Origin of the sequence: Limnovirga soli, from assembly GCF_013106755.1 — a bacterium.
GTDB lineage: Bacteria > Bacteroidota > Bacteroidia > Chitinophagales > Chitinophagaceae > Limnovirga > Limnovirga soli.
On the sequence record NZ_WHPF01000010.1, the window covers coordinates 117,301 to 138,830 of the forward strand.

General features: G+C 37.3%; 29 protein-coding genes. 4 read left to right on the forward strand and 25 right to left on the reverse strand.

Annotated features, from left to right (window positions below):
* Nucleotides 1-104 precede the first annotated feature (104 nt).
* The 24 genes from secY to alaS form a co-directional block, all read right to left on the reverse strand.
* Nucleotides 105-1,451, reverse strand: coding sequence for a preprotein translocase subunit SecY (secY, locus tag GD597_RS14770; protein ID WP_171608654.1), 1,347 nt, complete (start codon nt 1,449-1,451; stop codon nt 105-107).
* 85 nt (nt 1,452-1,536) lie between these two features.
* The gene (gene rplO / locus GD597_RS14775) at nt 1,537-1,983 is read right to left on the reverse strand and encodes a 50S ribosomal protein L15 (protein WP_171608655.1); all 447 of its coding nucleotides are present in this window, start codon (nt 1,981-1,983) and stop codon (nt 1,537-1,539) included.
* Between the two features lie 102 nt (nt 1,984-2,085).
* On the reverse strand, nt 2,086-2,271 hold the full coding sequence (rpmD, locus tag GD597_RS14780; protein WP_216368596.1) for a 50S ribosomal protein L30: 186 nt from the start codon (nt 2,269-2,271) through the stop codon (nt 2,086-2,088).
* 53 nt (nt 2,272-2,324) lie between these two features.
* A complete protein-coding gene (rpsE, locus tag GD597_RS14785) occupies nt 2,325-2,846 on the reverse strand; it encodes a 30S ribosomal protein S5 (protein WP_171608656.1) in 522 nt (173 codons plus the stop codon).
* Nucleotides 2,847-2,929: 83 nt separating this feature from the next.
* A complete protein-coding gene (gene rplR / locus GD597_RS14790; RefSeq protein ID WP_171608657.1) occupies nt 2,930-3,283 on the reverse strand; it encodes a 50S ribosomal protein L18 in 354 nt (117 codons plus the stop codon).
* Nucleotides 3,284-3,488: 205 nt separating this feature from the next.
* Nucleotides 3,489-4,043 (reverse strand): 50S ribosomal protein L6, encoded by a 555-nt coding sequence (gene rplF, locus GD597_RS14795; protein ID WP_171608658.1) that lies wholly within the window; start codon nt 4,041-4,043, stop codon nt 3,489-3,491.
* 88 nt (nt 4,044-4,131) lie between these two features.
* Nucleotides 4,132-4,530, reverse strand: a complete 399-nt coding sequence (gene rpsH / locus GD597_RS14800; RefSeq protein ID WP_171608659.1) for a 30S ribosomal protein S8 — start codon at nt 4,528-4,530, stop codon at nt 4,132-4,134.
* Between the two features lie 82 nt (nt 4,531-4,612).
* Nucleotides 4,613-4,882, reverse strand: a complete 270-nt coding sequence (rpsN, locus tag GD597_RS14805) for a 30S ribosomal protein S14 (protein WP_171608660.1) — start codon at nt 4,880-4,882, stop codon at nt 4,613-4,615.
* Between the two features lie 67 nt (nt 4,883-4,949).
* Entirely contained in the window at nt 4,950-5,528 is a 579-nt protein-coding gene (rplE, locus tag GD597_RS14810; RefSeq protein WP_171608661.1) for a 50S ribosomal protein L5, read from the reverse strand.
* Nucleotides 5,528-5,866 (reverse strand): 50S ribosomal protein L24, encoded by a 339-nt coding sequence (rplX, locus tag GD597_RS14815; RefSeq protein ID WP_171608662.1) that lies wholly within the window; start codon nt 5,864-5,866, stop codon nt 5,528-5,530. The genes rplE and rplX overlap by 1 nt, the downstream gene beginning before the upstream one ends.
* 86 nt (nt 5,867-5,952) lie before the next feature.
* Nucleotides 5,953-6,321 carry a 50S ribosomal protein L14 gene (rplN, locus tag GD597_RS14820; RefSeq protein ID WP_116849282.1) on the reverse strand — a complete coding sequence of 123 codons (369 nt, stop codon included), beginning with the start codon at nt 6,319-6,321 and terminating at the stop codon, nt 5,953-5,955.
* Nucleotides 6,322-6,436: 115 nt separating this feature from the next.
* On the reverse strand, nt 6,437-6,694 hold the full coding sequence (rpsQ, locus tag GD597_RS14825; protein ID WP_171608663.1) for a 30S ribosomal protein S17: 258 nt from the start codon (nt 6,692-6,694) through the stop codon (nt 6,437-6,439).
* Between the two features lie 15 nt (nt 6,695-6,709).
* Nucleotides 6,710-6,919, reverse strand: coding sequence for a 50S ribosomal protein L29 (rpmC, locus tag GD597_RS14830; RefSeq protein ID WP_171608664.1), 210 nt, complete (start codon nt 6,917-6,919; stop codon nt 6,710-6,712).
* Between the two features lie 74 nt (nt 6,920-6,993).
* Nucleotides 6,994-7,410, reverse strand: a complete 417-nt coding sequence (gene rplP / locus GD597_RS14835) for a 50S ribosomal protein L16 (protein ID WP_171608665.1) — start codon at nt 7,408-7,410, stop codon at nt 6,994-6,996.
* Between the two features lie 82 nt (nt 7,411-7,492).
* Nucleotides 7,493-8,281 carry a 30S ribosomal protein S3 gene (gene rpsC, locus GD597_RS14840; protein WP_171608666.1) on the reverse strand — a complete coding sequence of 263 codons (789 nt, stop codon included), beginning with the start codon at nt 8,279-8,281 and terminating at the stop codon, nt 7,493-7,495.
* A gap of 21 nt (nt 8,282-8,302) precedes the next feature.
* Complete coding sequence (rplV, locus tag GD597_RS14845; RefSeq protein ID WP_171608667.1) at nt 8,303-8,647, reverse strand: 50S ribosomal protein L22; 345 nt, start codon at nt 8,645-8,647, stop codon at nt 8,303-8,305.
* Nucleotides 8,648-8,716: 69 nt separating this feature from the next.
* A complete protein-coding gene (gene rpsS / locus GD597_RS14850) occupies nt 8,717-8,986 on the reverse strand; it encodes a 30S ribosomal protein S19 (RefSeq protein WP_171608668.1) in 270 nt (89 codons plus the stop codon).
* A 186-nt stretch (nt 8,987-9,172) separates the two neighbouring features.
* Entirely contained in the window at nt 9,173-10,012 is an 840-nt protein-coding gene (gene rplB, locus GD597_RS14855) for a 50S ribosomal protein L2 (protein WP_171608669.1), read from the reverse strand.
* A gap of 103 nt (nt 10,013-10,115) precedes the next feature.
* Nucleotides 10,116-10,415: a 50S ribosomal protein L23 gene (rplW, locus tag GD597_RS14860; RefSeq protein ID WP_171608670.1), complete on the reverse strand. Its 300-nt coding sequence runs from the start codon at nt 10,413-10,415 to the stop codon at nt 10,116-10,118.
* A 27-nt stretch (nt 10,416-10,442) separates the two neighbouring features.
* Entirely contained in the window at nt 10,443-11,081 is a 639-nt protein-coding gene (gene rplD / locus GD597_RS14865; protein ID WP_171608671.1) for a 50S ribosomal protein L4, read from the reverse strand.
* Between the two features lie 18 nt (nt 11,082-11,099).
* The gene (gene rplC / locus GD597_RS14870) at nt 11,100-11,717 is read right to left on the reverse strand and encodes a 50S ribosomal protein L3 (RefSeq protein WP_171608672.1); all 618 of its coding nucleotides are present in this window, start codon (nt 11,715-11,717) and stop codon (nt 11,100-11,102) included.
* 281 nt (nt 11,718-11,998) lie between these two features.
* Nucleotides 11,999-12,304, reverse strand: a complete 306-nt coding sequence (gene rpsJ, locus GD597_RS14875) for a 30S ribosomal protein S10 (protein WP_171608673.1) — start codon at nt 12,302-12,304, stop codon at nt 11,999-12,001.
* Between the two features lie 354 nt (nt 12,305-12,658).
* Entirely contained in the window at nt 12,659-13,246 is a 588-nt protein-coding gene (locus GD597_RS14880) for a hypothetical protein (RefSeq protein ID WP_171608674.1), read from the reverse strand.
* 266 nt (nt 13,247-13,512) lie between these two features.
* Nucleotides 13,513-16,137, reverse strand: a complete 2,625-nt coding sequence (alaS, locus tag GD597_RS14885) for an alanine--tRNA ligase (RefSeq protein WP_171608675.1) — start codon at nt 16,135-16,137, stop codon at nt 13,513-13,515.
* 284 nt (nt 16,138-16,421) lie between these two features.
* On the opposite strand from alaS, the gene GD597_RS14890 reads away from it, so the two are divergent.
* From GD597_RS14890 to GD597_RS14900, 3 genes are all read left to right on the forward strand, one after another.
* A complete protein-coding gene (locus GD597_RS14890; protein WP_171608676.1) occupies nt 16,422-17,393 on the forward strand; it encodes a M23 family metallopeptidase in 972 nt (323 codons plus the stop codon).
* A 57-nt stretch (nt 17,394-17,450) separates the two neighbouring features.
* Entirely contained in the window at nt 17,451-17,951 is a 501-nt protein-coding gene (locus tag GD597_RS14895; protein ID WP_171608677.1) for a hypothetical protein, read from the forward strand.
* A 232-nt stretch (nt 17,952-18,183) separates the two neighbouring features.
* The gene (locus tag GD597_RS14900) at nt 18,184-18,972 is read left to right on the forward strand and encodes a porin family protein (protein ID WP_171608678.1); all 789 of its coding nucleotides are present in this window, start codon (nt 18,184-18,186) and stop codon (nt 18,970-18,972) included.
* 286 nt (nt 18,973-19,258) lie between these two features.
* Here the strand turns inward: GD597_RS14900 and GD597_RS14905 are convergent, their stop codons facing one another.
* Entirely contained in the window at nt 19,259-19,651 is a 393-nt protein-coding gene (locus GD597_RS14905) for a VanZ family protein (protein WP_171608679.1), read from the reverse strand.
* 426 nt (nt 19,652-20,077) lie between these two features.
* Here GD597_RS14905 and GD597_RS14910 point away from each other — a divergent pair, with 426 nt between their 5' ends.
* Entirely contained in the window at nt 20,078-21,463 is a 1,386-nt protein-coding gene (locus GD597_RS14910) for an ammonium transporter (RefSeq protein WP_171608680.1), read from the forward strand.
* The last annotated feature ends 67 nt before the right edge of the window (nt 21,464-21,530 follow it).

Here is a 21,530-nt window from a genome sequence, read left to right on the forward strand (position 1 = left end):
TCATTTTTAACCTTTTGCCTGGCTAAAAAAACAGTTATTAGGCTTTATAAAAAATAACACCTGCCAGATTGCTGACAGGTGTTATGTATATCAAAGAAATTATACTAATAACTTGCTGAAGATACGGCCTGTCTGCCCTGTATTCTTCCACCACTCATTAACCCATCGTATTGACGCATTAAGAGGTGAGTTTCAATTTGTTGTAGTGTATCTAAAATTACACCCACCATAATTAGCAAGGAGGTACCACCAAAGAAGGTACTGAATCCTTGTATAACACCAAGCATTTGTGCGAAACCAGGTAAGATACCTATGAAAGCTAAAAATACGGCACCAGGTAAAGTAATTTTATCCATGATAGCACCTATATAATCGGCAGTTGGCTGACCAGGTTTTACACCAGGTATAAATCCGTTATTGCGTTTCAAGTCTTCGCTCATTTGCTTTGGATTAAAAATCAAAGCAGTATAAAGGAAAGTAAAGCCAATTACCATGATACCATAGATTAACATGTACCAGCCATTACTATGATCGGAGAATATTTTTACTATACCCTGAGCAGAATCTAAATTGGTGAAGGAGAACAATGTTGGCAAGAACATGATGGCTTGCGCAAAGATAATAGGCATTACACCCGCACTGTTAACTTTTAAAGGCAGGAATTGACGTGCACCACCAAATTGCCTGTTACCAATTATTTGCTTGGCATAATTAACAGGAACTCTTCTTACACCCTGAATAAGGATAATAAGACCCATGATGATGGCAATTAAAATAGCTATTTCAATCATGAATATTAATAAACCACCGCCACCTTTGGTTTGCTTGGCAGCAAATTCCTGAATGATAGATTGCGGTAATCTGGATAATATACCAATCATGATGATAATTGATACACCATTACCTAAGCCTTTATCCTGAATTTTCTCGCCTAACCACATTACAAACAAAGTACCTGCAGAAAGAACGATGATAGTAGAATAAAGGAAATAATCTTTGTAAGATTCAATCATTGCTTCTGCATAGCCTGGCGTTTTAAGGTAAGCTACATAAGCGCTTGCCTGCAGAATAGTTACCAATACGGTTAAGTATCTTGTCCACTGATTGATTTTTTTACGGCCACTCTCTCCTTCTTTTTGCACTTTCTGCATTTGAGGAACAAGAATCGTCATTAACTGCATAAAAATAGAAGCAGAGATATAAGGCATTACACCCAAAGCAAAAATAGAAGCTTGTGAAAAAGCGCCACCTGCAAATGCATCAAATAAACCTAGTAAACCATTGCTGCTGGCACTGGATTGAGCTGCGGATAATTTATTAGGATCGATACCAGGCAAAACAATATGTGCACCCAATCTGTAAACCAGAATTAGCGTTAAGGTTACCACGATTTTACTGCGTAACTCTTCTATGCCCCAAATATTCTTAATTGTCTGAATTAATTTTTTCACTGAAAAATATGTTATGAAAGTGAATGCATGCTGTAAACCAAAAGACGCATCTATGGATGCGTCTGGCAAATGTCGTTAAAATAAATTATATAATTTCAACGGTACCGCCTGCTGCTTCAATAGCCGCTTTGGCTTTTGCGCTAACCGCGTTTACTTTGAAAGATAATTTAGATTGCAGTTCGCCATTTCCTAATATTTTAACTTTATCTGATTTAGCTATTAAACCATTTACATATAAAGTCTCTACGCTAAATTCAGCAAAACCGTATTTTTCATTTAGTTGATCGATCTGACCTAAGTTAAACACAGAAAATTCTACTCGGCCATGATTTTTAAAACCACGCTTTGGAATTCTTCTTTGAATAGGCATCTGACCACCTTCATGTGCCATTTTGCTGGCATAACCGGCACGGCTTTGTCCACCCTTATTACCCTTGGTAGAGGTACCACCTTTACCACTTGCTTCACCACGACCGATACGTTTTTCTTTGTGTACTGAACCTTCAGCAGGTTTTAAATTGTGCAGTTTCATGTTGTATTGATTTTTTTACTCAACGGGGAATCGCCCCCTCGCTATTAATGATATGACTGTAAAACAAATGTGCAAATTGTATAACAATTGCACATTAATAATTTATTCGGCTATTTGTTCAACCTTAACTAGGTGACTAACTTTTTCCACCATCCCAAGAATTTGTGGAGTTACTTCAACCTCTTTGGAAGAGTTCAGCTTCTTCAGACCTAAAGCCTGCAATGTAAGCTTTTGACGTTCAGATCTGTCAATGCCGCTTTTTATTTGCGTAATCTTGATTTTGCTCATGATAAATAAGTTTGCCAATAATTTACCTGCACACAGCAGATAACTATTGAATATTATCCGTTAAAAACTTTAGTTAATTTAATGTTTCTGTTTTTAGCTACTTCAATAGGTTCCCTTAATAGGGTAAGCGCTTTTATAGTAGCTTTTACAACATTGTGAGGATTGGCAGAACCCAGGCTTTTAGCAAGTACGTCTGTTACACCGGCACTTTCTAATACAGCACGCATGCTACCACCCGCGATAACACCGGTACCATGTGCAGCTGGCTTAATCAATACTTTAGCAGCACCATCTTTAGCCAGTTGTTCGTGAGGAATAGTTCCATGCATTACAGGCACTTTTACCAAATTTTTCTTAGCATCTTCAATGCCTTTGGTAATAGCTTCCTGTACTTCTTTTGCTTTACCTAAACCATGACCAACAACACCATTCTCGTTACCTACAACAACAATTGCAGAGAAACTAAATGTACGGCCACCTTTGGTAGTTTTTACAACACGGTTAATGGCAACAACTTTATCTTTCAATTCAACATCGCCGCCGGCCTTTACCTTATTTAAATTAACTTTAGCCATTTGATATTTGCAAATTATGCCTGCCGTTTGGCAAACAGGTTTTACGAATTACGTTTTATAACATTCTGCTATGCAGATAATTTTTAGAACAACAGGCCACCTTCACGTGCACCTTCTGCTACAGCTTTAACACGACCATGGTATAAATAACCACTACGATCAAACACTGCGGTGGTAACACCTAATGCAATTGCTTTTGTTGCAATAGCAGCACCCACCATTTTACTTTTTTCTACTTTATTACCAGCCTGTGCTTTAATATCTTTATCGTTTGAAGATGCAGCAGCAATTGTTTGTCCGCTAATATCATCTATCAATTGAACATAGATATCAGTATTACTGCGGAATACAGACAATCTTGGTTTTACAGCTACACCAGCAACTTTCTTACGAATTCTGTAGCGTATCTTTTGTCTTCTTAATATTTTACTGTCCATATACTTCTATTTGATGACTCCTGAATAATGCCAGAAGGTTTTATGTTTTTGAACTAAACGCTTTGTGGTGCTTTAGTTGTGTCACTCACTTGTACTCTATCACTTTGCTGAGCAATGACCTGAAAGTAAAAGTGTGCGACGCAAGATAAGCAGATATAAGATATACAGCCGGGAAAATAAAATTTCGGCAGCTGTATATTTAAATTTATTTACCGGCAGCTTTACCAGCTTTTCTACGTACAATCTCATCGCTGTACTTAACACCTTTACCTTTGTACGGTTCTGGTTTACGTAAACTGCGAATTTTTGCAGCCACCTGACCAAGCAATTGCCTGTCTGATCCTTCAAGTATAATTTGTGGATTTTTACCTTTTTCAGTAAGCGTTTCCACCTTTAATTCTTTAGGAACCTCGAAAATAATATTGTGCGAATAACCCAATGAAAGATCTAATAAATTTCCCTGATTGGCTGCTTTGTAACCCACACCCACTAATTCTAATTGCTTTTTAAAACCTTCAGTTACGCCATTAACCATATTGGATAATAAAGAACGGTATAAACCGTGCATAGCGCGGTGACGAATTTGATCAGTTGGTCTTTTTAAAACAATATGATCTTCTTCAATTGTTACAGTAATATCTCTGTCAACAGCTTGCTTTAATTCAGCTTTAGGGCCTTTAACGGTAATGATATTATCAGCTCCTACAGTTATTTTAACACCTGCAGGTATTGTGATGGGCTTTTTACCTATACGTGACATAGTCGGTTTTTAATTTATTATTATACAAATCGGATGAGTGTTCAGCCACGACTGGGGCTTAATTATCAAATCCATTATTAAATATTTATTAGGAAATGTAGCAAAGCACTTCTCCGCCAACATTTTCAGATTTAGCTTGCTTATCTGTCATTACACCTTTAGATGTACTTAAGATAGCAATACCCAAACCATTGATAACACGCTTGATTTCTGCTGGCTTAGCATACTGCCTTAAACCCGGACGGCTAACTCTTTCAAGAGAGCGTATTGCAGGTTGTTTGGTTTGAAGGTCATACTTCAAGGCTATTTTGATAATACCTTGTTTTGTATCTTCTTCAAATTTGTATTTAAGAATATAACCTTGATCGTAAAGGATCTCAGTAATACGCTTTTTTAAATTAGAAGCAGGTATTTCTACCAACCTATGACCAGCCATTTGAGCGTTACGAATCCTGGTAAGGAAATCTGCTATAGGATCAGTTACCATAACTATTATTAATTAATCTGTTCAAAATTTAAGATTCACTATGAACATTACGTTCATAATATGTTGTTGCAGCGTGTAAATACTACCAGCTGGCTTTTTTCACACCTGGAATTTTACCATCCAATGCCATATCGCGGAAAGCTATCCTTGATACACCAAAGTACCTGATATAACCGCGGGGTCTACCCGAAAGCTGACAACGGTTTTTAAGACGTACAGGTGAAGCATTTTTTGGTAAAAGATCTAATGCCTGGTAATCGCCGGCAGCTTTTAAGGCAGCACGCTTTTCAGCATATTTAGCTACCATTACTTCACGCTTTCTTTGCCTGGCCTTTACTGATTGTTTTGCCATAATGAGATTTGTTTATCACGAAAAAGGTAAAACTTAATTAGTCCCGATTCGTTTGTCTTAGACTATATTAATTAGATGACTCTTTTTTAGCATTTTTGAAAGGCATGCCTAACTCTTTCAACAATTCATAAGCCTCTTCGTTATTAGTTGCGGTAGTAACGAAAGTGATATCCATACCAGTAATTTTGCTTACTTTATCAATATCAATCTCTGGGAATATGATTTGTTCTGTAACACCCAAGGTATAGTTACCACGACCGTCAAAAGCCTTATCACTGATACCTTTAAAATCACGTACACGAGGTAAAGCAATGGATACTAGACGATCAAGGAATTCGTACATTTTCTCACCACGTAAAGTAACACGTGCCCCAATTGGCATGCCTTTACGTAATTTAAAGTTAGAGATATCCTTTTTACTCATGGTTGGCACAGCTTTCTGACCAGTAATCATTGTTAGCTCATCTACAGCTACATCAACAATTTTCTTATCAGCTACGGCACCGTTAACGCCACGGTTTACACAGATTTTCTCAAGCTTTGGAGCTTGCATGATGCTTTTGTAACCGAATTTTTTCATTAAAACGGGTACAACTTCGTTTTTGTATTTATCCTCTAATCTGGGACTATATTTTGCAGTACTCATTATTTAATTACCTCCCCGGATTTTTTTGCAATACGAACTAATTTACCATCAACTTTAGAGCGCTTAATTTTAGAAGGCCCACCAGTTTTAGCATCCCATAACATAACATTGCTGATATGAATAGGTGCTTCGATTTTTACAATACCACCTTTGGTATTTTGTGCAGAAGGCTTGGTGTGTTTTGTAATAATATTCACACCTTCTACAACCACCCTACCTTTATCAATGATAACGCTAAGTACCTTACGCGGCTTTTTTAAATCTTTATCATCGCCGGCAATAATAACTACTTCATCGCCCTTTTTGATATTGTATTTAGGTTTAAATCTGTTGCTCATTGTATATTATTTATGAAGTCAACCTTAGTTTATTTAACTTCTATCTTTCACTACTTTGGTTTATAGTCTATATTTCTATGTAAGAATTATAGTACTTCAGGAGCCAGAGATATAATTTTCATATATCCTTTATCCCTTAATTCCCTGGCAACAGGGCCGAATATACGGGTACCTCTTGGCTCATCAGAATTATTTAATAAAACAACTGCATTGTCATCAAAACGGATATAAGATCCATCTTTACGACGCAATTTGTTTTTGGTGCGTACAATAACAGCTTTAGAAACTGTGCCCTTTTTAACGCCACCGGCAGGTATTGCATCTTTAACAGTTACAACAATTTTATCGCCAATTTTGGCATAATCCTGTCCGCTGTTTCCTAATACCCTGATGCAAAGCACTTCTTTGGCACCGCTATTATCAGCTACATTCAATCTACTTTCTTGCTGAATCATCTTTTTAGCTTTGAGCTCTTTCCACTTATGCGGATTGAACAGTTAAAACATTTTTGATATCAATCAGAGGCTTTCCATGGCTATATAATACAACCAGTGTAGAGCTTGAAAAAAACTATTTAGCTTTCTCAACAATCTCAACCAAGCGCCAACGTTTTGTTTTGCTTAGCGGACGTGATTCCATGATTTTCACTACATCACCTACAGTACACTCATTCTTCTCGTCATGGGCATGAAACTTGGTAGTTTTCTTTACGAACTTACCATAGATCGGGTGTTTTACTTTTCTTTCAACAGCAACCGTGATAGTTTTAGTCATTTTATTGCTGCTAACAACACCAACCTTCGTTTTACGCAAATTTCTTTCAACCATTGTTGTATATTTTAATTAGATACCGAGACTTCTTTTCTTTAATTCAGTATTTAAACGTGATATATCACGTCTTAAGCCACGAATACTCATAGGATTTTCCAGAGGAGAAATTGCATGAGCAAATTCCAGCTTTTTTAAACGTAAACTATCTTCTTGTATACGTGCTTTAAGATCAGTCTCGTTCAGATCTTTTAAGCTTTTGTTGAATTCAATTTTCTTAACCATTGTTGTTCAATTTGAAAACTTTGTAATTGCACTGTACCCATTAGATACTATGCCATTTTCACATTGTTTTATTATTATTGTAAGTCTCTTCTTACAATGAATTTTGTTTTAACAGGCAATTTTTGCGAAGCAAGATGCATTGCATCTTTAGCTACTTGCTCAGATACACCATCACATTCAAATATGATGCGACCTGGCTCAATAACCGCTGCAAAATATTCAGGGTTACCTTTACCTTTACCCATCCTTACCTCTAATGGCTTTTTGGTGATTGGCTTGTCAGGAAAAATCCTAATCCACACATTACCTTCACGTTTCATAGCACGTGTCATTGCCTGACGGGCAGCTTCAATCTGACGATTGGTTAACCAAATGGCTTCTAAGGACTTGAGTGCAAAAGAACCAAAAGCTATACTGGTGCCACGCTTGGCAACTTCACGTATACGACCTTTTTGTGCTTTTCTATGTTTCGTTCTTTTCGGCTGTAACATTTTAAATTCAATTTGATCATTCGGCTTTGTACAGTTTTTTTTAAAACTTCGTATAAAACCTATGGAACTTTAATTAATGTAATTATCTTCTTCTTTCTCCACCACCTCTTCTATCTCCACCACCGCCGCCGCGTCTGTCATCTCTTCTTTCAGGCCTTTCGTTTCTGTCACCTTCTCTTCTATCTCTTCTATCACTAACATCACTCTTACCACCTACAAAGTTTGGATTTAACTCTCTTTTGCCTAAAACCTCACCTTTACAAATCCATACCTTGATACCAATTTTACCATAAACGGTTAAGGCAAAAATAGAAGCGTAATCTATATCCATACGATAAGTATGTAATGGAACACGACCTTGCTTAATTTCTTCTGAACGTGCAATTTCAGCACCACCTAAACGACCGCTTACTTTTACTTTGATACCTTCAGCACCCATACGTAAGGTAGATGCGATGGCCATTTTGATGGCACGTTTGTAGTTGATACGATTTTCAATCTGCCTGGCTATCGTGTCTCCAACAATGTTGGCATCCAATTCCGGGCGGCGTATTTCAAGAATGTTGATCTGCACATCATCTTTGCTGGTCAATTTCTTCAACTCTTCTTTAATACGATCTACTTCGTTACCACCTTTACCGATAATGATACCAGGTTTAGATGTATGTATTGTAACAATTAACTTACCTAATGTACGCTCAATAACAATCTTGGCTATGCCACCTTTATTGATACGGGCATTCAGGTATGTTCTTATCTTGTTATCCTCGATAAGTTTGTTAGCATAATCTTTTTTACTAGCATACCAGTTGCTCTCCCATCCGCGGATGATACCTAACCTGTTACCAATAGGATTTGCTTTCTGACCCATATTATCGTTTAAAAATTTTTATTAATTTTTTGAATCAACAATGATAGTTACATGATTACTACGTTTACGAACCCTGTAACCACGACCCTGTGGAGCCGGACGCATACGTTTTAATACACGGCCACCATCTACAAAAACCGTTTTAACTATCAGGCTGGCATCTGCTGCGCTTTTACCTTCGTTCTTTTGCTCCCAGTTATTAATAGCGCTCTTTAACAATTTTGCCAATGGTATAGCATTATGTTGTGGATGATGCTCCAGAATACCCAGTGCTTTTTCCACTTCCATATTCCTTATAACATCTGCCAGCAAACGCATCTTACGCGGACCCGTAGGATAATTTCTAAGTTTTGCTACTGCTTCCATTTTTTCAGTTTCTTTTATTGAGTTGCTCGTTAAACCGGCTTGCCTTTACAAACCAATAAAACTAATTACTTATTTTTTGCTACCAGAGTGACCTTTAAAATTTCTGGTTGGTGCAAATTCACCCAGCTTATGACTTACCATAAATTCTGTAACATACACAGGTATAAACTTATTACCATTATGTACTGCGAAAGTATGACCTACAAAGTCTGGAGTAATTGTTGAGCGACGGCTCCACGTTTTAATTACAGACCTTTTGCTTTTGCCTTCGTTCATAGATAATACCTTTTCTTCCAGGTTTGCATCTACGTAAGGACCTTTTTTAATCGAACGACCCATGAGGATTTACGATTTAATGATTTTCGATTTCTGTTTCTATTTTGGAATCAGGCTTTTGTTCTTTTATCATCTTTTGTTGTGTCACTCACTTGTACTGTATTTCTTTGCTCAGCAAAAATCTAACAGTTGAAGAGTGCGACGCAAGTAAAGTTTCATTTATTTACAAGAGCCCGGTTAATGCTTTACTTATTTGGCCAGTTTTTTACCGTTGCTGCGAACAATAATCAGCTTATCGCTGCCTTTGCCCTTAGTACGTGTTTTAAGACCTCTTGAGTATTGGCCGTTCCTTGAACGAGGCTGTCCACCTGAAGCTTTACCTTCACCACCACCCATTGGGTGATCTACTGGGTTCATGGCAACACCCCTGTTTCTTGGGCGAATACCTTTCCATCTGTTTCTACCGGCTTTACCCATGGTTTCCAGATTATGGTCTCCATTAGATACAACACCTACGGTTGCATAGCAATTAATTAATACTTTGCGTAATTCACCAGAAGGCATTTTTAAGATAGCGTATTTTTCTTCTTTGTTACTTAACTGTGAAGAGGTACCTGCGCTTCTTACCAATTTACCACCCTGACCTGGTTGCATTTCAATATTATGAATCATAGTACCTAATGGTATATTTTTCATTTTTAATGCATTACCAATTTCAGGTGCTACTGCATCGCCAGAGATTACTTTTGTACCTACCTGTATACCCTGTGGTGCAAGTATGTATCTTTTTTCACCATCTGCATATTGTAACAAAGCGATGAATGCTGTACGGTTTGGATCGTACTCTACAGACATTACAGTTGCTTCAATTTCCTTTTTATCACGTTTCCAATCTATAATACGATAGTGCTTTTTGTGACCACCACCAATATAACGCATTGCACGACGACCCTGTGAGTTACGACCACCAGTTTTGCTGATAGACTCAATTAAGCTCTTTTCAGGTTTGTTGGTAGTAATTTCAGCAAAGGCGTTACCAATTCTCCATCTGGTGCCTGCTGTAATTGGTTTATATTTTCTAAGTGCCATACCCTGATTCGCCTTAGGCGATAAACTTTTGGTTATAAAATATTTTCAACTTTTGCGGTAGTTGAACTACCATTCTTTATACTTCTAAACTTCTTTACAGAAATTAGATATTTGCGTACAGGTCAATAGTTTCACCTTCTGCTACAGTTACATAAGCCTTTTTGTATGAAGGCTTAACACCTTTAATAAAACCTGCTTTTGTAAATTTGGTTTTATTTTTTCCGGGAACCACCACTGTATTTACTTCAGTTACAGATACGCCGTAGAATTTTTCTACCGCATCTTTAATTTCAAGCTTATTAGCCCTACGGTGCACTTTGAAAGTAAATCTTCTCAATTTATCTTGCTGAGCATTTGCTTTCTCAGTAAGTATTGGCTTTATTAAAACTTCTGTCGGTTGCATTTTTTATATCATTGAAACGTTACTCAATTATGCTTCTACAGCACTATCTTGATCGGTAAATATTTTTGCCGCATTCTCAGTTAGTACCAAAACATCAGCATTTATTATATCGTATGTGTTAATGTCTGATAATAAAACACTGGCAATGTTGGGAACGTTACGTGTGCTTAAATAAAGATTTTCATCAAAGCCAGGTGTAACAAACAAAGTTTTCTTTGATGCAACCTTTAAACCGCTCATTATACCCATGAACTGGCTTGTTTTAGGAACATCCATATTGATGTCTTCAACAACAACAATTGCATTTTCCTTTGCTTTATAGGTAAGGGCACTCATTTTGGCAAGGTCCTTTACTTTCTTATTTAATTTAATATCCCATTTGTGGGGTTTAGGTCCAAAAATAGTACCACCACCTTTGTATAACGGGTTACGTATATTACCTTTTCTTGAACCACCGGTACCTTTTTGTTTGTGCAGTTTACGACTGGCACCTTTTACTTCGGCACGGGTTTTTACTTTATGTGTACCCTGGCGTTGAGCAGCAAGGTATTGTTTAACAGCCAGGTAAATTACGTGGTCATTAGGTTCAATACCGAAAATATCTTCCGGTAACTCTAATGTTCTACCGGTTTTCTCGCCTTGTATATTATAAACGTCTACTTGCATTTTACTTCAGATTAAAGTTTACTTCTGGATTAAAACTATTGAACCGATATGACCCGGTACTGATCCGCTGATAAGAATGTAATTTTTTTCAGCAAAGATTTTTACCACCTTTAAGCCTTTCAATTTCACCCTGTCGCTACCCATACGGCCAGCCATTCTCATTCCTTTAAATACCCTTGAAGGATAAGAAGAACCACCAATAGAACCTGGTGCACGTGAACGGTCGTGCTGGCCATGCGATTGTTCGCCAACACCGTGGAAGCCATGGCGTTTTACAACACCCTGAAAACCTTTACCCTTGGTTGTACCTACAACTTCAACTTTATCGCCTTCAGCGAAAATGTCTACAGTTACGGTTTCACCTAAATTTTTATCCAGAGAAGAATCACGAAATTCTTTTACAAATTTCTTAGCTGATGTATTAGCTTTTGCGAAGTGATTTGTTTCGGCTTGCGTGGAGTGCTTTTCTTTTTTATCGCCGAAAGCAAGTTGTAATGCATTATAACCGTCAGACTCCTGAGTCTTAACCTGAGTTACAACGCAAGGACCAGCTTCAATAATTGTACAAGCAGTTTGCTTGCCATCCGGGGTAAAGATGCTGGTCATCCCGATTTTTTTTCCAATAATACCTTTCATCGTTTGTTTGCGGTTTGCGCCCCGCATGGTTGTGAGGACATTTCGCCGATGTGCGAAATTCAATCCTTGTTTGCCTACGACCTTTTCCGTTGTTTCTCAAACTGTTGAGAGAGGAAGTACCGTTGGTAAACAAACCTCGAAGGGCTTGTTCATATGTTTAACCAGGTGCTTTGTTGCACAAGGTTGATGTATGTTGTTGATCAGAGCTCCTTTTTTCCTTTCAGAGTTGGGAGATAATTCAATTTATAAGAACTTGTATTGCCAGCCTTTCGGCGGCAGGCTTATGCCTTAATTTCTACCTCAACACCAGATGGCAGGTCTAATTTACTCAACGCATCTACTGTTCTTGATGATGAAGTGTAGATATCCAATAATCTCTTGTGCGTACACAATTGAAATTGTTCACGGCTTTTCTTGTTCACGTGTGGTGAACGAAGAACAGTGAAAATTCGCTTGTGTGTAGGCAAAGGAATTGGACCTGTAACTACTGCTCCTGTGCTGCGCACAGTTTTTACGATTTTCTCAGCAGATTTATCTACCAAGCTATGATCGTATGATTGTAATTTTATTCTTATTCTTTGAGACATATCTTAAGCCAATTTTCAGATTGGGAGCGCAAAGGTAAGGGGATGGATATTAACTGACAAGAATATTTGCAATGTTTTTAAAAAAAAGAGCAATTATTTTTTAAAAATGTGCCTGTCAAGTAAAAATATAGGTTTTTTGGGTAAAAAAGGGTGGTTTTAGGCTTCTGATTATCTTTCAAAATTAATTGCTAGTGCAGTTTTTGCAACATGAGGGCATAATTTATTGTAAACAGCATCGAGGTAGATGATTTAAGCCAAACCACAGAATGTGCTGCCATTTTGCTAAACGTACAAGAGTGCGACGCAAGTAAAGCTGCTTTTTATTCTATGGCCTGGCCAATAAAAACACATTTGCTATTCTATTATATACATACCGGCAGGGGAATAACAGGCTGGTAAGCCAGCGCCTATACCTGTTGCAGGCAAAACGCCGCCAATGATGCGGCCATCCCATTTAAAAGTGGCTGATTTAGCTTTAGCTTCAATTACATTTTGCCTGAATGGCATGGGAAAAGGGTCTCTGTTATAATATTGTGCAGGGTCAAAATCGCTCATTTCCAACTCACAAATATGGCCGGCAACAGCAATTTTTACACTTACATTTCCCGGAAAATGCACATTTACGTCAATATCTGCCACATAAACCGGTGCCCGTTCAAATGGTGTACCCTTAAAAATGGCCGGACCATAATAGGCCCCCAGGGCCTCGTTGGCACAAATAAATCCAAAAAAATCAGGTATTTCTTTCATATCAGGATTAATCAGCAGCATTCCTCCCGGTGCTATTCCCCAGGGTGTATTGGTAAAACGTGCCGTATGTACCAATACATTGGGCAACATGGCGTCTTCAGAAGGTTTTAACATGGCATCAACACCATCTGTCCACGAAAGAAAATCAGTTGTATAATGCTGGCCATGATTACGAGTAATTAGATTGTTCATATCAGTTTTTGTTTAAGTTTGTTGAGAGTTTAAAAGTATTTATACCAGTAAAATATAACATACCCAACAAATGGTATTTATGGCCCTTTTTACAAATTATTGTATTGAAAATTTGTGACCCCAACTGTATGCGGGAATGATGCTTTACTTGCGTCGCACTCTTATACTGCAACAATACTATTGGGCCATAAAAACAGGTTAAGTAAGTTCCTAAAATAAAAAGGGCCACCTGTTAACAGATGGCCCTTTTACTAATTTTGCCCGGTCTATATTAATTCTACCAGCGCTTTTACTTTGTTTATAAGCTGAAGTAAATTACTAGCATCCTGGCCGCCTGCGGTAGCTAAGGATTTTTGGCCGCCTCCACCACCTTTAATTAAAGGGGTAGCCTGTTCTTTTATAATTTTTACTGCATCCAATTTGCCGGCTGCGGCAAGCGCTTCGTCAATCATTACTACTACACTGGCTTTGCCATCAATATTGGCAGCAAGTATAAATACATGGTTAGCAATATTGGATTTAAGGTCAAAACATATTTTTTTCAGGGCATCAGCATTGGATACTTCTACCAATTCTCCAATAAAATTAACCCCATTTATATCCTGTACCTTAGCCTGCAATTCTTTGGCAAAAGCAGCCAATTGCTTGGCTTCCATGCTTTCCAAACGCTTTTCAAGGTCTTGCTTTTCCTGTACAATTTTTTCCACTGCTTTTACCGGATCTTTTGTTTTTAACAAGCCGGCAATTTCTTTTAATCCTGCAAACTGGCTGTATAATAAATTAAAGGCAGCGCTGCCAGTTAAGGCTTCTACCCTGCGTACACCTGCTGCCACCGCCGCTTCACTGGTAATTTTAAATACCCCAATCATACCGGTACTCATTACATGGGTACCGCCACATAGCTCTATTGAATAGTTTGGATCAATAATCACCACCCGAACCGTATCTCCATATTTCTCCCCAAATAAAGCCATAGCGCCTAATTGCAATGCTTCTTCCTTAGGCATTTGCTTAATTACCACGGGGATATTTTCCCTTATTTTTTCATTTACAATTTGCTCTACTTCACGAATTTCCTCGTCCGTCATCTTGGCAAAATGAGAAAAATCAAAACGCAGGTATTCCTCATTTACCAAACTTCCTTTTTGTGCCACATGTGCACCCAATACCTTACGTAAAGCAGCATGCATCAGGTGCGTAGCGGTATGGTTATAAGAAGTAAATAACCTTTTCTCAATATTAAAACCTGCTTTAACGGGCGCAGCAATATTTGTGGGTAACTGATTGGTATAATGAATAATCAACCCATTATCCTTTTTTGTATCTGTAACCCATATTTTTTCGCCATCAAATTCCAGATAACCATTATCACCAACCTGGCCGCCACTTTCGGCATAGAACGGGGTTTCTGCCAAAACAATCTGATACTGCTCTTTACCTTTTGCAGTGATTTTGCGGTATTTGGTTACTAAAGTGTGTACCAAAACATCGTCGTACACAAAACCTTTATCAGGGGTATTATGTACTTCAATCCAATCTTCCGTATCAACAACACCTGCAGCGCGGCTGCGATTTTTTTGCTGCTGCATTTCCTCTTTAAAACCAGCTTCATCAATTACAAGATTGTTTTCAGCAGCTATTAGCATGGTTAAATCTAAGGGAAAGCCATAGGTATCAAACAGTTCAAAGGCAGATTTACCGTTGATGGTATTGTTTTGATCTACACCCGCAATAATATCATCAATTCTTTTAAGACCCTTATCTAAGGTTCTTAAAAATGCATCTTCTTCTTCTTTCACAACCTTGGCCACAAAATCTTTTTGCTGATGCAGTTCAGGGAAAACTTGTTCAAACTGCGCAGCTATAACTGGTATTAACTGGTGTAAAAGGGGTTGTTTATAATCTAAATAAGAATAATAATACCGTACGGCCCTGCGCAAAATTCGGCGAATTACATAACCGGCTCCGGTATTAGAAGGCAGCTGTCCATCTGAAATGGCAAAACCAATTGCCCTGATATGATCTGCAATTACACGAAATGCAATGGCATGCTTGCTATCACTATAGTCATACCGCTGGCCAGTAATACGCTCTGTGGCATTTATGGTTCCTGTAAAAACATCTGTATCATAATTGCTTTGTTTGCCCTGAAGCACCCTTACCAAACGCTCGAAGCCCATACCGGTATCTACATGGGTAGCAGGCAAAGGAACGAGGCTGCGATCCTTTAAACGGTTGTATTGGATAAATACATTGTTCCAAATTTCTATTACCTGAGGATGGTCTTTGTTAACCAAAAGGCTTCCTGGTATCAATGCTCTTTCTTCTTCGGACCGGCAGTCTACATGTATTTCACTACAAGGGCCGCAGGGACCGGTATCGCCCATTTCCCAAAAGTTGTCCTTTTTATTACCAAACAAAATACGCTCTGCAGGTACATAGTGCTTCCAGGCTTCCAGGGCAATGGTGGAGGGAGGTAATCCTTCATTTTCATCTCCCTCAAAAACAGTTATATAAAGTCGCTCTTTATCTATTTTATAAACTTCAGTGAGTAATTCCCAGCTCCAGGCTATAGCTTCTTTTTTAAAATAATCTCCAAAACTCCAGTTACCCAGCATTTCAAACATGGTGTGGTGATAGGTATCTACTCCTACCTCTTCCAGATCGTTATGCTTACCGCTAACACGTAAACATTTTTGGGTATCTACCACCCTTTTGTAGGGCGCCTGCTTATTACCCAGAAAATAATCCTTAAACTGGTTCATCCCCGCATTGGTAAAAAGCAATGAAGGATCGTTTTTTATAACAATAGGTGCTGAAGGAACAATATGATGACCTTTTGACTTGAAGAAATCAAGAAACTGTTGTCTTATCTGTGCACTGGTAAGCATAATTTCACTGAAAATTTAGAATTGTAAATCTTTGTAAGCCTATATCTTTGTTTGATTTGGGGCAGCAAAGGTAAGGAATTGCTTTGTTGGAAACAGGAGCTTATTAGCTTTAAAATAGGTTTACTTTTTATACAGCTGGCTGTTGAAAGCTTAATAAACATTCTGCACCTGAAGTGTGCGACGCAACCAGGCAGAATAGATTTGCAATAGCCAGGCTAATAAATTATTTGCTTTAATAATAATAGAAATGATAGCTTTTATATGATACTTATCTGGATTTGAATATGCGGAAAATAAAATATTATTACAATACTCATACTTTAAGGTACGAAAAACTGGAAACGCCTTTTAGGGTAAAACTACTTAGGGTGTTTGGTTTTTTTGCTGCCAGCTTGGCTTTGGCCATCTTAATTGTGGCTATTGCTTTTGAATACATTGATTCTCCCAAAGAAAAAATGCTGCAACAGGATAATGATGCCATGAGGGAAAAATATAGTGTATTGGAACAACAGGTGCAACAGTTGCAAAAACAAATGCTTGAATTGGAAAACCGCGATAATAATGTTTACCGTGCTGTTTTTGAATCGAAACCCATTCCAGATAGTGCCCGTTTAAAGGAAATGGAAAAATCGAAAGAGATACAATTGGTACAAAGTATGAGTGAGAGCCAATTGGTTAAAAGCTTATCGGAACAGGTGAACAACCTGATTTTAAAAACTGCCTATCAGGAAAAATCGTATAAAGCGATTGATTTAATGGTTAAGAATAAAGTTAAACTATTAGCGGCTATTCCGGCAATACAGCCGGTTAGCAATAAAGATTTGAGCCGAATAGCTTCAGGTTTTGGTTATAGAATAGACCCAGTTTATAAAGTAACAAAATTTCATGCGGGGCTTGATTTTACTGCACCCCAGGGCACCCCCATTTATGCTACTGCAGATGGTATTGTTAAAGAAGCCAATTTTAATGCAGGTGGGTTTGGCAATCATGTAGTGATTAGCCACGGATATGGCTACGAAACCTTATACGGACACATGGTACGCATAAAGGTAAAAGCAGGTAATAGAGTAAGCCGTGGAGAAGTTATAGGCTATGTTGGCAATACCGGTAAAAGTACCGGCCCTCATTGCCATTACGAGGTACATAAGGGTGGGCAGCCAGTTGACCCGGTTTATTATTTTTATAATGATCTGTCACCCGAACAATATGACCGCCTTTTAAAAATGGCGGCAGCAGCCAACCAGAGTTTTGACTAAAAATTTAATAATACAAATACCAGTATATCTGTACTTTCAATTTTCAAAAAAACAATTATGTTCGAAAATTTATTAAGCCTTATACAGCAAAATGCAGGAGATGCAATAGTAAACAATCCTGCAATACCCAATGAGCACAACAATACAGCTATTTCAATGGCTTCCGGGTCTATTATAGATGGGTTAAAAGGTGTTATTTCAAATGGCAATGTAAGTGATATTATGCAGTTGTTTTCCCAAGGCAGCAATGCAGGCAATAGCGCAATTACACAAAATATACAAAGTGGTTTTATTGAAAATCTGGTGGGTAACCTGGGTATCGATAAATCACAGGCTGGAAATATTGCTGCAAGCTTAATTCCAACAGTAATAAACCAGTTTGTTCATAAAACCAATGATCCTAACGATAGCAGCTTTAACCTTCAGGATATTCTTGGAAACCTTACCAAAGGCGCTGGAAATTTAGATGTATCAAATTTATTGAATCAATTTTCTGGTAATTCAAATTCTACTCAAACCGGTGGTTTAATGGATAATATCAAAGGGTTATTTAATTAGATAGAACATATTTTATACTAAAAAGCTCCTGCAAAGGGGCTTTTTTTATGTAACCAGCAAAGAATAATTATGAGGCTTTACTTGCCACGCTCGGTTCAGGGTCCCAATCTTTGGGCAGCAAAAAAGCAGTGCAACTAAATAATTACCATACAACTTTAACGCTGCGTGGTATTGTAGTTTAATGAATCAAATTATATTTGAAAATACATCTTACTTAAACAATTAGATTATAATGATATTGAGGAATAATTATGCTATCCCAGGAAAAACATTTGCCATACTGCTACTATTAACAGCTTTCAGTATTTCTTTATTGGGTCAAACCAAATTAATGCTTGGTGCAAAATCGGGTATTTCTATCCCCAATTTAAAAGCGAAAGGTGATAATCCAATAAGCGAAGGCTGGAGTTCAAGATTGGGAGTATATGCCGGAATAATGGCAGAATATGAAATTGGCAATAATCTATACTTACAAGCAGAAATTAATTATGCTTCTCAGGGAGGCAAAAAAAATGGATTACAAACAATACCAACCAGTGCTTTTGCAAACGAAGTTCCTCCGGGCACTGTATTACCTACCTATGTTTATGGCAATTATCAAAGCGAGGTAAAGCTTAACTATCTTGAACTACCAGTGTTACTAAAATCTTCCATAACACTGTCAGAATCCATATCAATCTTACTGGAGGCGGGACCCTACGCAGGTTTTTTAATAAATGCTAAAAACATTACAGCGGGAAACGGCAATATTTATCTGGATAAATCTCTTAGTATACCGCTACTGGAAGAATCAATCTCATTTGATCAAAATAATGATATAAAAAAAGATATCAATTCATTTAATGCAGGGGTACAGGCAGGTGTTGGGCTGGGAATAAATTTACCTAACGAAAATAAAATAAATATAATCACAGGCATCAATATGGGTTTTACGCCAATTCAAAAAGATGTATTAAACGGCCAGAATAATACCGGAGCAATTACGATAACCGCCAGCTATCTTTTTAAATCAAGGAAATAATATGATAAAAATCATTAAATAAAGGGGGATTATCCAGTAACTTTAGGGTAGATAAAAAGAAATTTTAAAAACGATAAAATATCAGCATTAACAATAAAACGTGATTTAGTTAACATTTTATTATTAAAGAATAGAGGAACTTTGTATCAACAATAAGGGTTATGTAAACAGTAAAATCTGTTAACAATGTTTTTAGGATTTTTGGCACTTATTTTGAATTGTATTTGTAAAATAATTTATTAAGAATTTTCTCATAAGCAGTTAGTTTTGGTTGCGGCCCCTGTTTCTACAGGGGCTCATTTTTTTTACGTGCTTTGTACAACTGCAGTAATACATAATATGCCACCAATACCCCAATTGTGTCGGCAATAATATCAAACAAATCAAAATTTCTATCCTCGGTACAATATTTCTGAAGAAATTCTATTGAAATGCCATAGGCAATTATCAATACTACAACAATCAAAAGTTGTTTGCCAGGTTGATTGACAATCCAAATAAAGGGCCCACCCCAAAGCAGGGTTAACAACCCAAATATGCCAACATGTACCCATTTATCAAAATAAATCAACTCAAATAACTCAGATGAAGGCAAATCAGACCCTGGCATAAGGAGCAGAAAAGCAGAAATAATAGAAAAAAGGATAGCTGGTATAAAATATGGTTTAGTTGATTTCACTTTTTGCCAAATTTAAAGAAAATGTAAAGAGATGTTTAGGATGATAGTTGTGCAAATATTCATTCTAACCCGGTTTTAATTAAAATAACAGTAAATAGGAGCACCAAAAAACAATTTTATATTTTGATATTAACATATAATATTAATTAATATGTTTACTTTTTGTAGTCCAGCAAAAATTAAAAATACGCTGTTGAATAAAACATATTATTGAAAAAAATTATAAATAATTGAAAATCAATAATCAAGGTGTATAGAAAGAAAATAGGTGTAGTGTGTTGATAAATAAATTAGAAACAAATTTTGCACAATTGACATTATAAATAATAATATATTGAATATTTTTTAAGCAAAATGAGATTTTTCTGTATTTTTGAAACCATAACATAAACATTATTATTTTTTTTAATGTAAAAATTACAATTTATGAGCAAATCAACAGCCAAACAAATTGCCCCTTTTGCAATACTTATAATTTTAGCTATTGCAGCAATATTTGTTCCCTCTCTTCCCGCATTTGATGATGCAGGCAAATACAGCGGTGCAGATATCACATGGATTTTAGTAGCCACTGCACTGGTATTCTTAATGACCCCCGGTCTTGCATTTTTTTATGGTGGAATGGTACACAGAAAAAATGTTATTTCAACCATGATGAAAAGTGTTGTTGCTGCCGGTGTGGTTAGTGTTCTTTGGGTAGTTGTAGGTTATAGTTTATGTTTTGGTCAAAGTATCGGTGGTTTTATTGGGTCTCCGTCTACAAATTGGTTTTTTAAAGATGTAGCTTCTGGTGCACCATGGAGTTTAGCACCAACCATTCCATTAACCCTGTTTTCTCTTTTCCAGTTAATGTTTGCCATTATTACCCCTGGTCTGGTAGTTGGTGCCGTTGCTGAGAGAATTAGATTTACCTCCTATGTTTTATTTATAGCATTATTTAGCTTGCTTGTATATGCACCTATTGCACATTGGACATGGAATCCGGAAGGTTTCTTATTCAAAATGGGTGTTCTTGACTTCGCAGGCGGAACCGTAGTACATATTTCTGCAGGTTGCGCCGCACTGGCTGGTGCACTTGTTTTGAAGAGAAGACAATCACATATTGAAAACAGAGAAATTCCACCAGCCAATGTACCTTATGTATTGATAGGAACAGGTCTGCTTTGGTTCGGTTGGTTTGGTTTTAATGCCGGATCTGCAGGTGCTGCAAATTCCTTAGCTGTTTCGGCTTTTGCTACCACTAATACTGCTGCAGCTGCTGCCGGATTATCCTGGATGTTTTTTGATGTTATGAGAGGTAAAAAACCATCAGTTCTTGGTTTTTGTATTGGTGCAGTTGTAGGACTTGTGGCTATTACTCCGGGTGCTGGTTTTGTAGCAATCCCACAAAGTATTTTTATAGGTGTGGTAGCTGCAATAATTTCAAATCTTGCAGCTCATTACAAAACTAAAACTACCCTTGATGATACCCTTGACGTATTCCCTTGCCATGGTATTGGTGGTATGGTGGGTATGTTGCTGACTGGTATTTTTGCTACAAAAACTGTAAATAGCGCAGGTAACGATGGCCTATTCTATGGCAATTTTGAATTTTTCTTTACACAAGTAAAAGCCTTAGCAATTGTTGTTTCCTACAGCTTTATTGTTTCTTACGGTATATTCAAGTTTATTAATTACATCCTTCCAATGAGGGTTAGCCTTGATGAAGAGGAATTAGGCTTGGACGCTTCTCAACATAATGAAAATTATGTACAGGGTACCTTATTGGTTACTACTGAAGGCGCCATAAAAGAAAAATTGAATAATATTTAATTATGTTTTAGTGTCAGGTATAGCATTATTACTATTATAATGCTATATCTGACTATTATTCGTCATT

Bases quoted from the DNA above. Each gene is read 5' to 3' on its own strand.
- rplO (WP_171608655.1), bottom strand. From the start codon at position 1,983: ATGAAACTGCACAATTTAAAACCTGCTGAAGGTTCAGTACACAAAGAA.
- rpmD (WP_216368596.1), bottom strand. From the start codon at position 2,271: ATGAGCAAAATCAAGATTACGCAAATAAAAAGCGGCATTGACAGATCT.
- rpsE (WP_171608656.1), bottom strand. From the start codon at position 2,846: ATGGCTAAAGTTAATTTAAATAAGGTAAAGGCCGGCGGCGATGTTGAA.
- rplR (WP_171608657.1), bottom strand. From the start codon at position 3,283: ATGGACAGTAAAATATTAAGAAGACAAAAGATACGCTACAGAATTCGT.
- rplF (WP_171608658.1), bottom strand. From the start codon at position 4,043: ATGTCACGTATAGGTAAAAAGCCCATCACAATACCTGCAGGTGTTAAA.
- rpsH (WP_171608659.1), bottom strand. From the start codon at position 4,530: ATGGTAACTGATCCTATAGCAGATTTCCTTACCAGGATTCGTAACGCT.
- rpsN (WP_171608660.1), bottom strand. From the start codon at position 4,882: ATGGCAAAACAATCAGTAAAGGCCAGGCAAAGAAAGCGTGAAGTAATG.
- rplE (WP_171608661.1), bottom strand. From the start codon at position 5,528: ATGAGTACTGCAAAATATAGTCCCAGATTAGAGGATAAATACAAAAAC.
- rplX (WP_171608662.1), bottom strand. From the start codon at position 5,866: ATGAGCAACAGATTTAAACCTAAATACAATATCAAAAAGGGCGATGAA.
- rplN (WP_116849282.1), bottom strand. From the start codon at position 6,321: ATGATTCAGCAAGAAAGTAGATTGAATGTAGCTGATAATAGCGGTGCC.
- rpsQ (WP_171608663.1), bottom strand. From the start codon at position 6,694: ATGGTTGAAAGAAATTTGCGTAAAACGAAGGTTGGTGTTGTTAGCAGC.
- rpmC (WP_171608664.1), bottom strand. From the start codon at position 6,919: ATGGTTAAGAAAATTGAATTCAACAAAAGCTTAAAAGATCTGAACGAG.
- rplP (WP_171608665.1), bottom strand. From the start codon at position 7,410: ATGTTACAGCCGAAAAGAACGAAACATAGAAAAGCACAAAAAGGTCGT.
- rpsC (WP_171608666.1), bottom strand. From the start codon at position 8,281: ATGGGTCAGAAAGCAAATCCTATTGGTAACAGGTTAGGTATCATCCGC.
- rplV (WP_171608667.1), bottom strand. From the start codon at position 8,647: ATGGAAGCAGTAGCAAAACTTAGAAATTATCCTACGGGTCCGCGTAAG.
- rpsS (WP_171608668.1), bottom strand. From the start codon at position 8,986: ATGGGTCGTTCGATTAAAAAAGGTCCTTACGTAGATGCAAACCTGGAA.
- rplB (WP_171608669.1), bottom strand. From the start codon at position 10,012: ATGGCACTTAGAAAATATAAACCAATTACAGCAGGCACCAGATGGAGA.
- rplW (WP_171608670.1), bottom strand. From the start codon at position 10,415: ATGCAACCGACAGAAGTTTTAATAAAGCCAATACTTACTGAGAAAGCA.
- rplD (WP_171608671.1), bottom strand. From the start codon at position 11,081: ATGCAAGTAGACGTTTATAATATACAAGGCGAGAAAACCGGTAGAACA.
- rplC (WP_171608672.1), bottom strand. From the start codon at position 11,717: ATGAAAGGTATTATTGGAAAAAAAATCGGGATGACCAGCATCTTTACC.
- rpsJ (WP_171608673.1), bottom strand. From the start codon at position 12,304: ATGTCTCAAAGAATAAGAATAAAATTACAATCATACGATCATAGCTTG.
- GD597_RS14880 (WP_171608674.1), bottom strand. From the start codon at position 13,246: ATGAACAATCTAATTACTCGTAATCATGGCCAGCATTATACAACTGAT.
- alaS (WP_171608675.1), bottom strand. From the start codon at position 16,137: ATGCTTACCAGTGCACAGATAAGACAACAGTTTCTTGATTTCTTCAAG.
- GD597_RS14890 (WP_171608676.1), top strand. From the start codon at position 16,422: ATGCGGAAAATAAAATATTATTACAATACTCATACTTTAAGGTACGAA.
- GD597_RS14895 (WP_171608677.1), top strand. From the start codon at position 17,451: ATGTTCGAAAATTTATTAAGCCTTATACAGCAAAATGCAGGAGATGCA.
- GD597_RS14900 (WP_171608678.1), top strand. From the start codon at position 18,184: ATGATATTGAGGAATAATTATGCTATCCCAGGAAAAACATTTGCCATA.
- GD597_RS14910 (WP_171608680.1), top strand. From the start codon at position 20,078: ATGAGCAAATCAACAGCCAAACAAATTGCCCCTTTTGCAATACTTATA.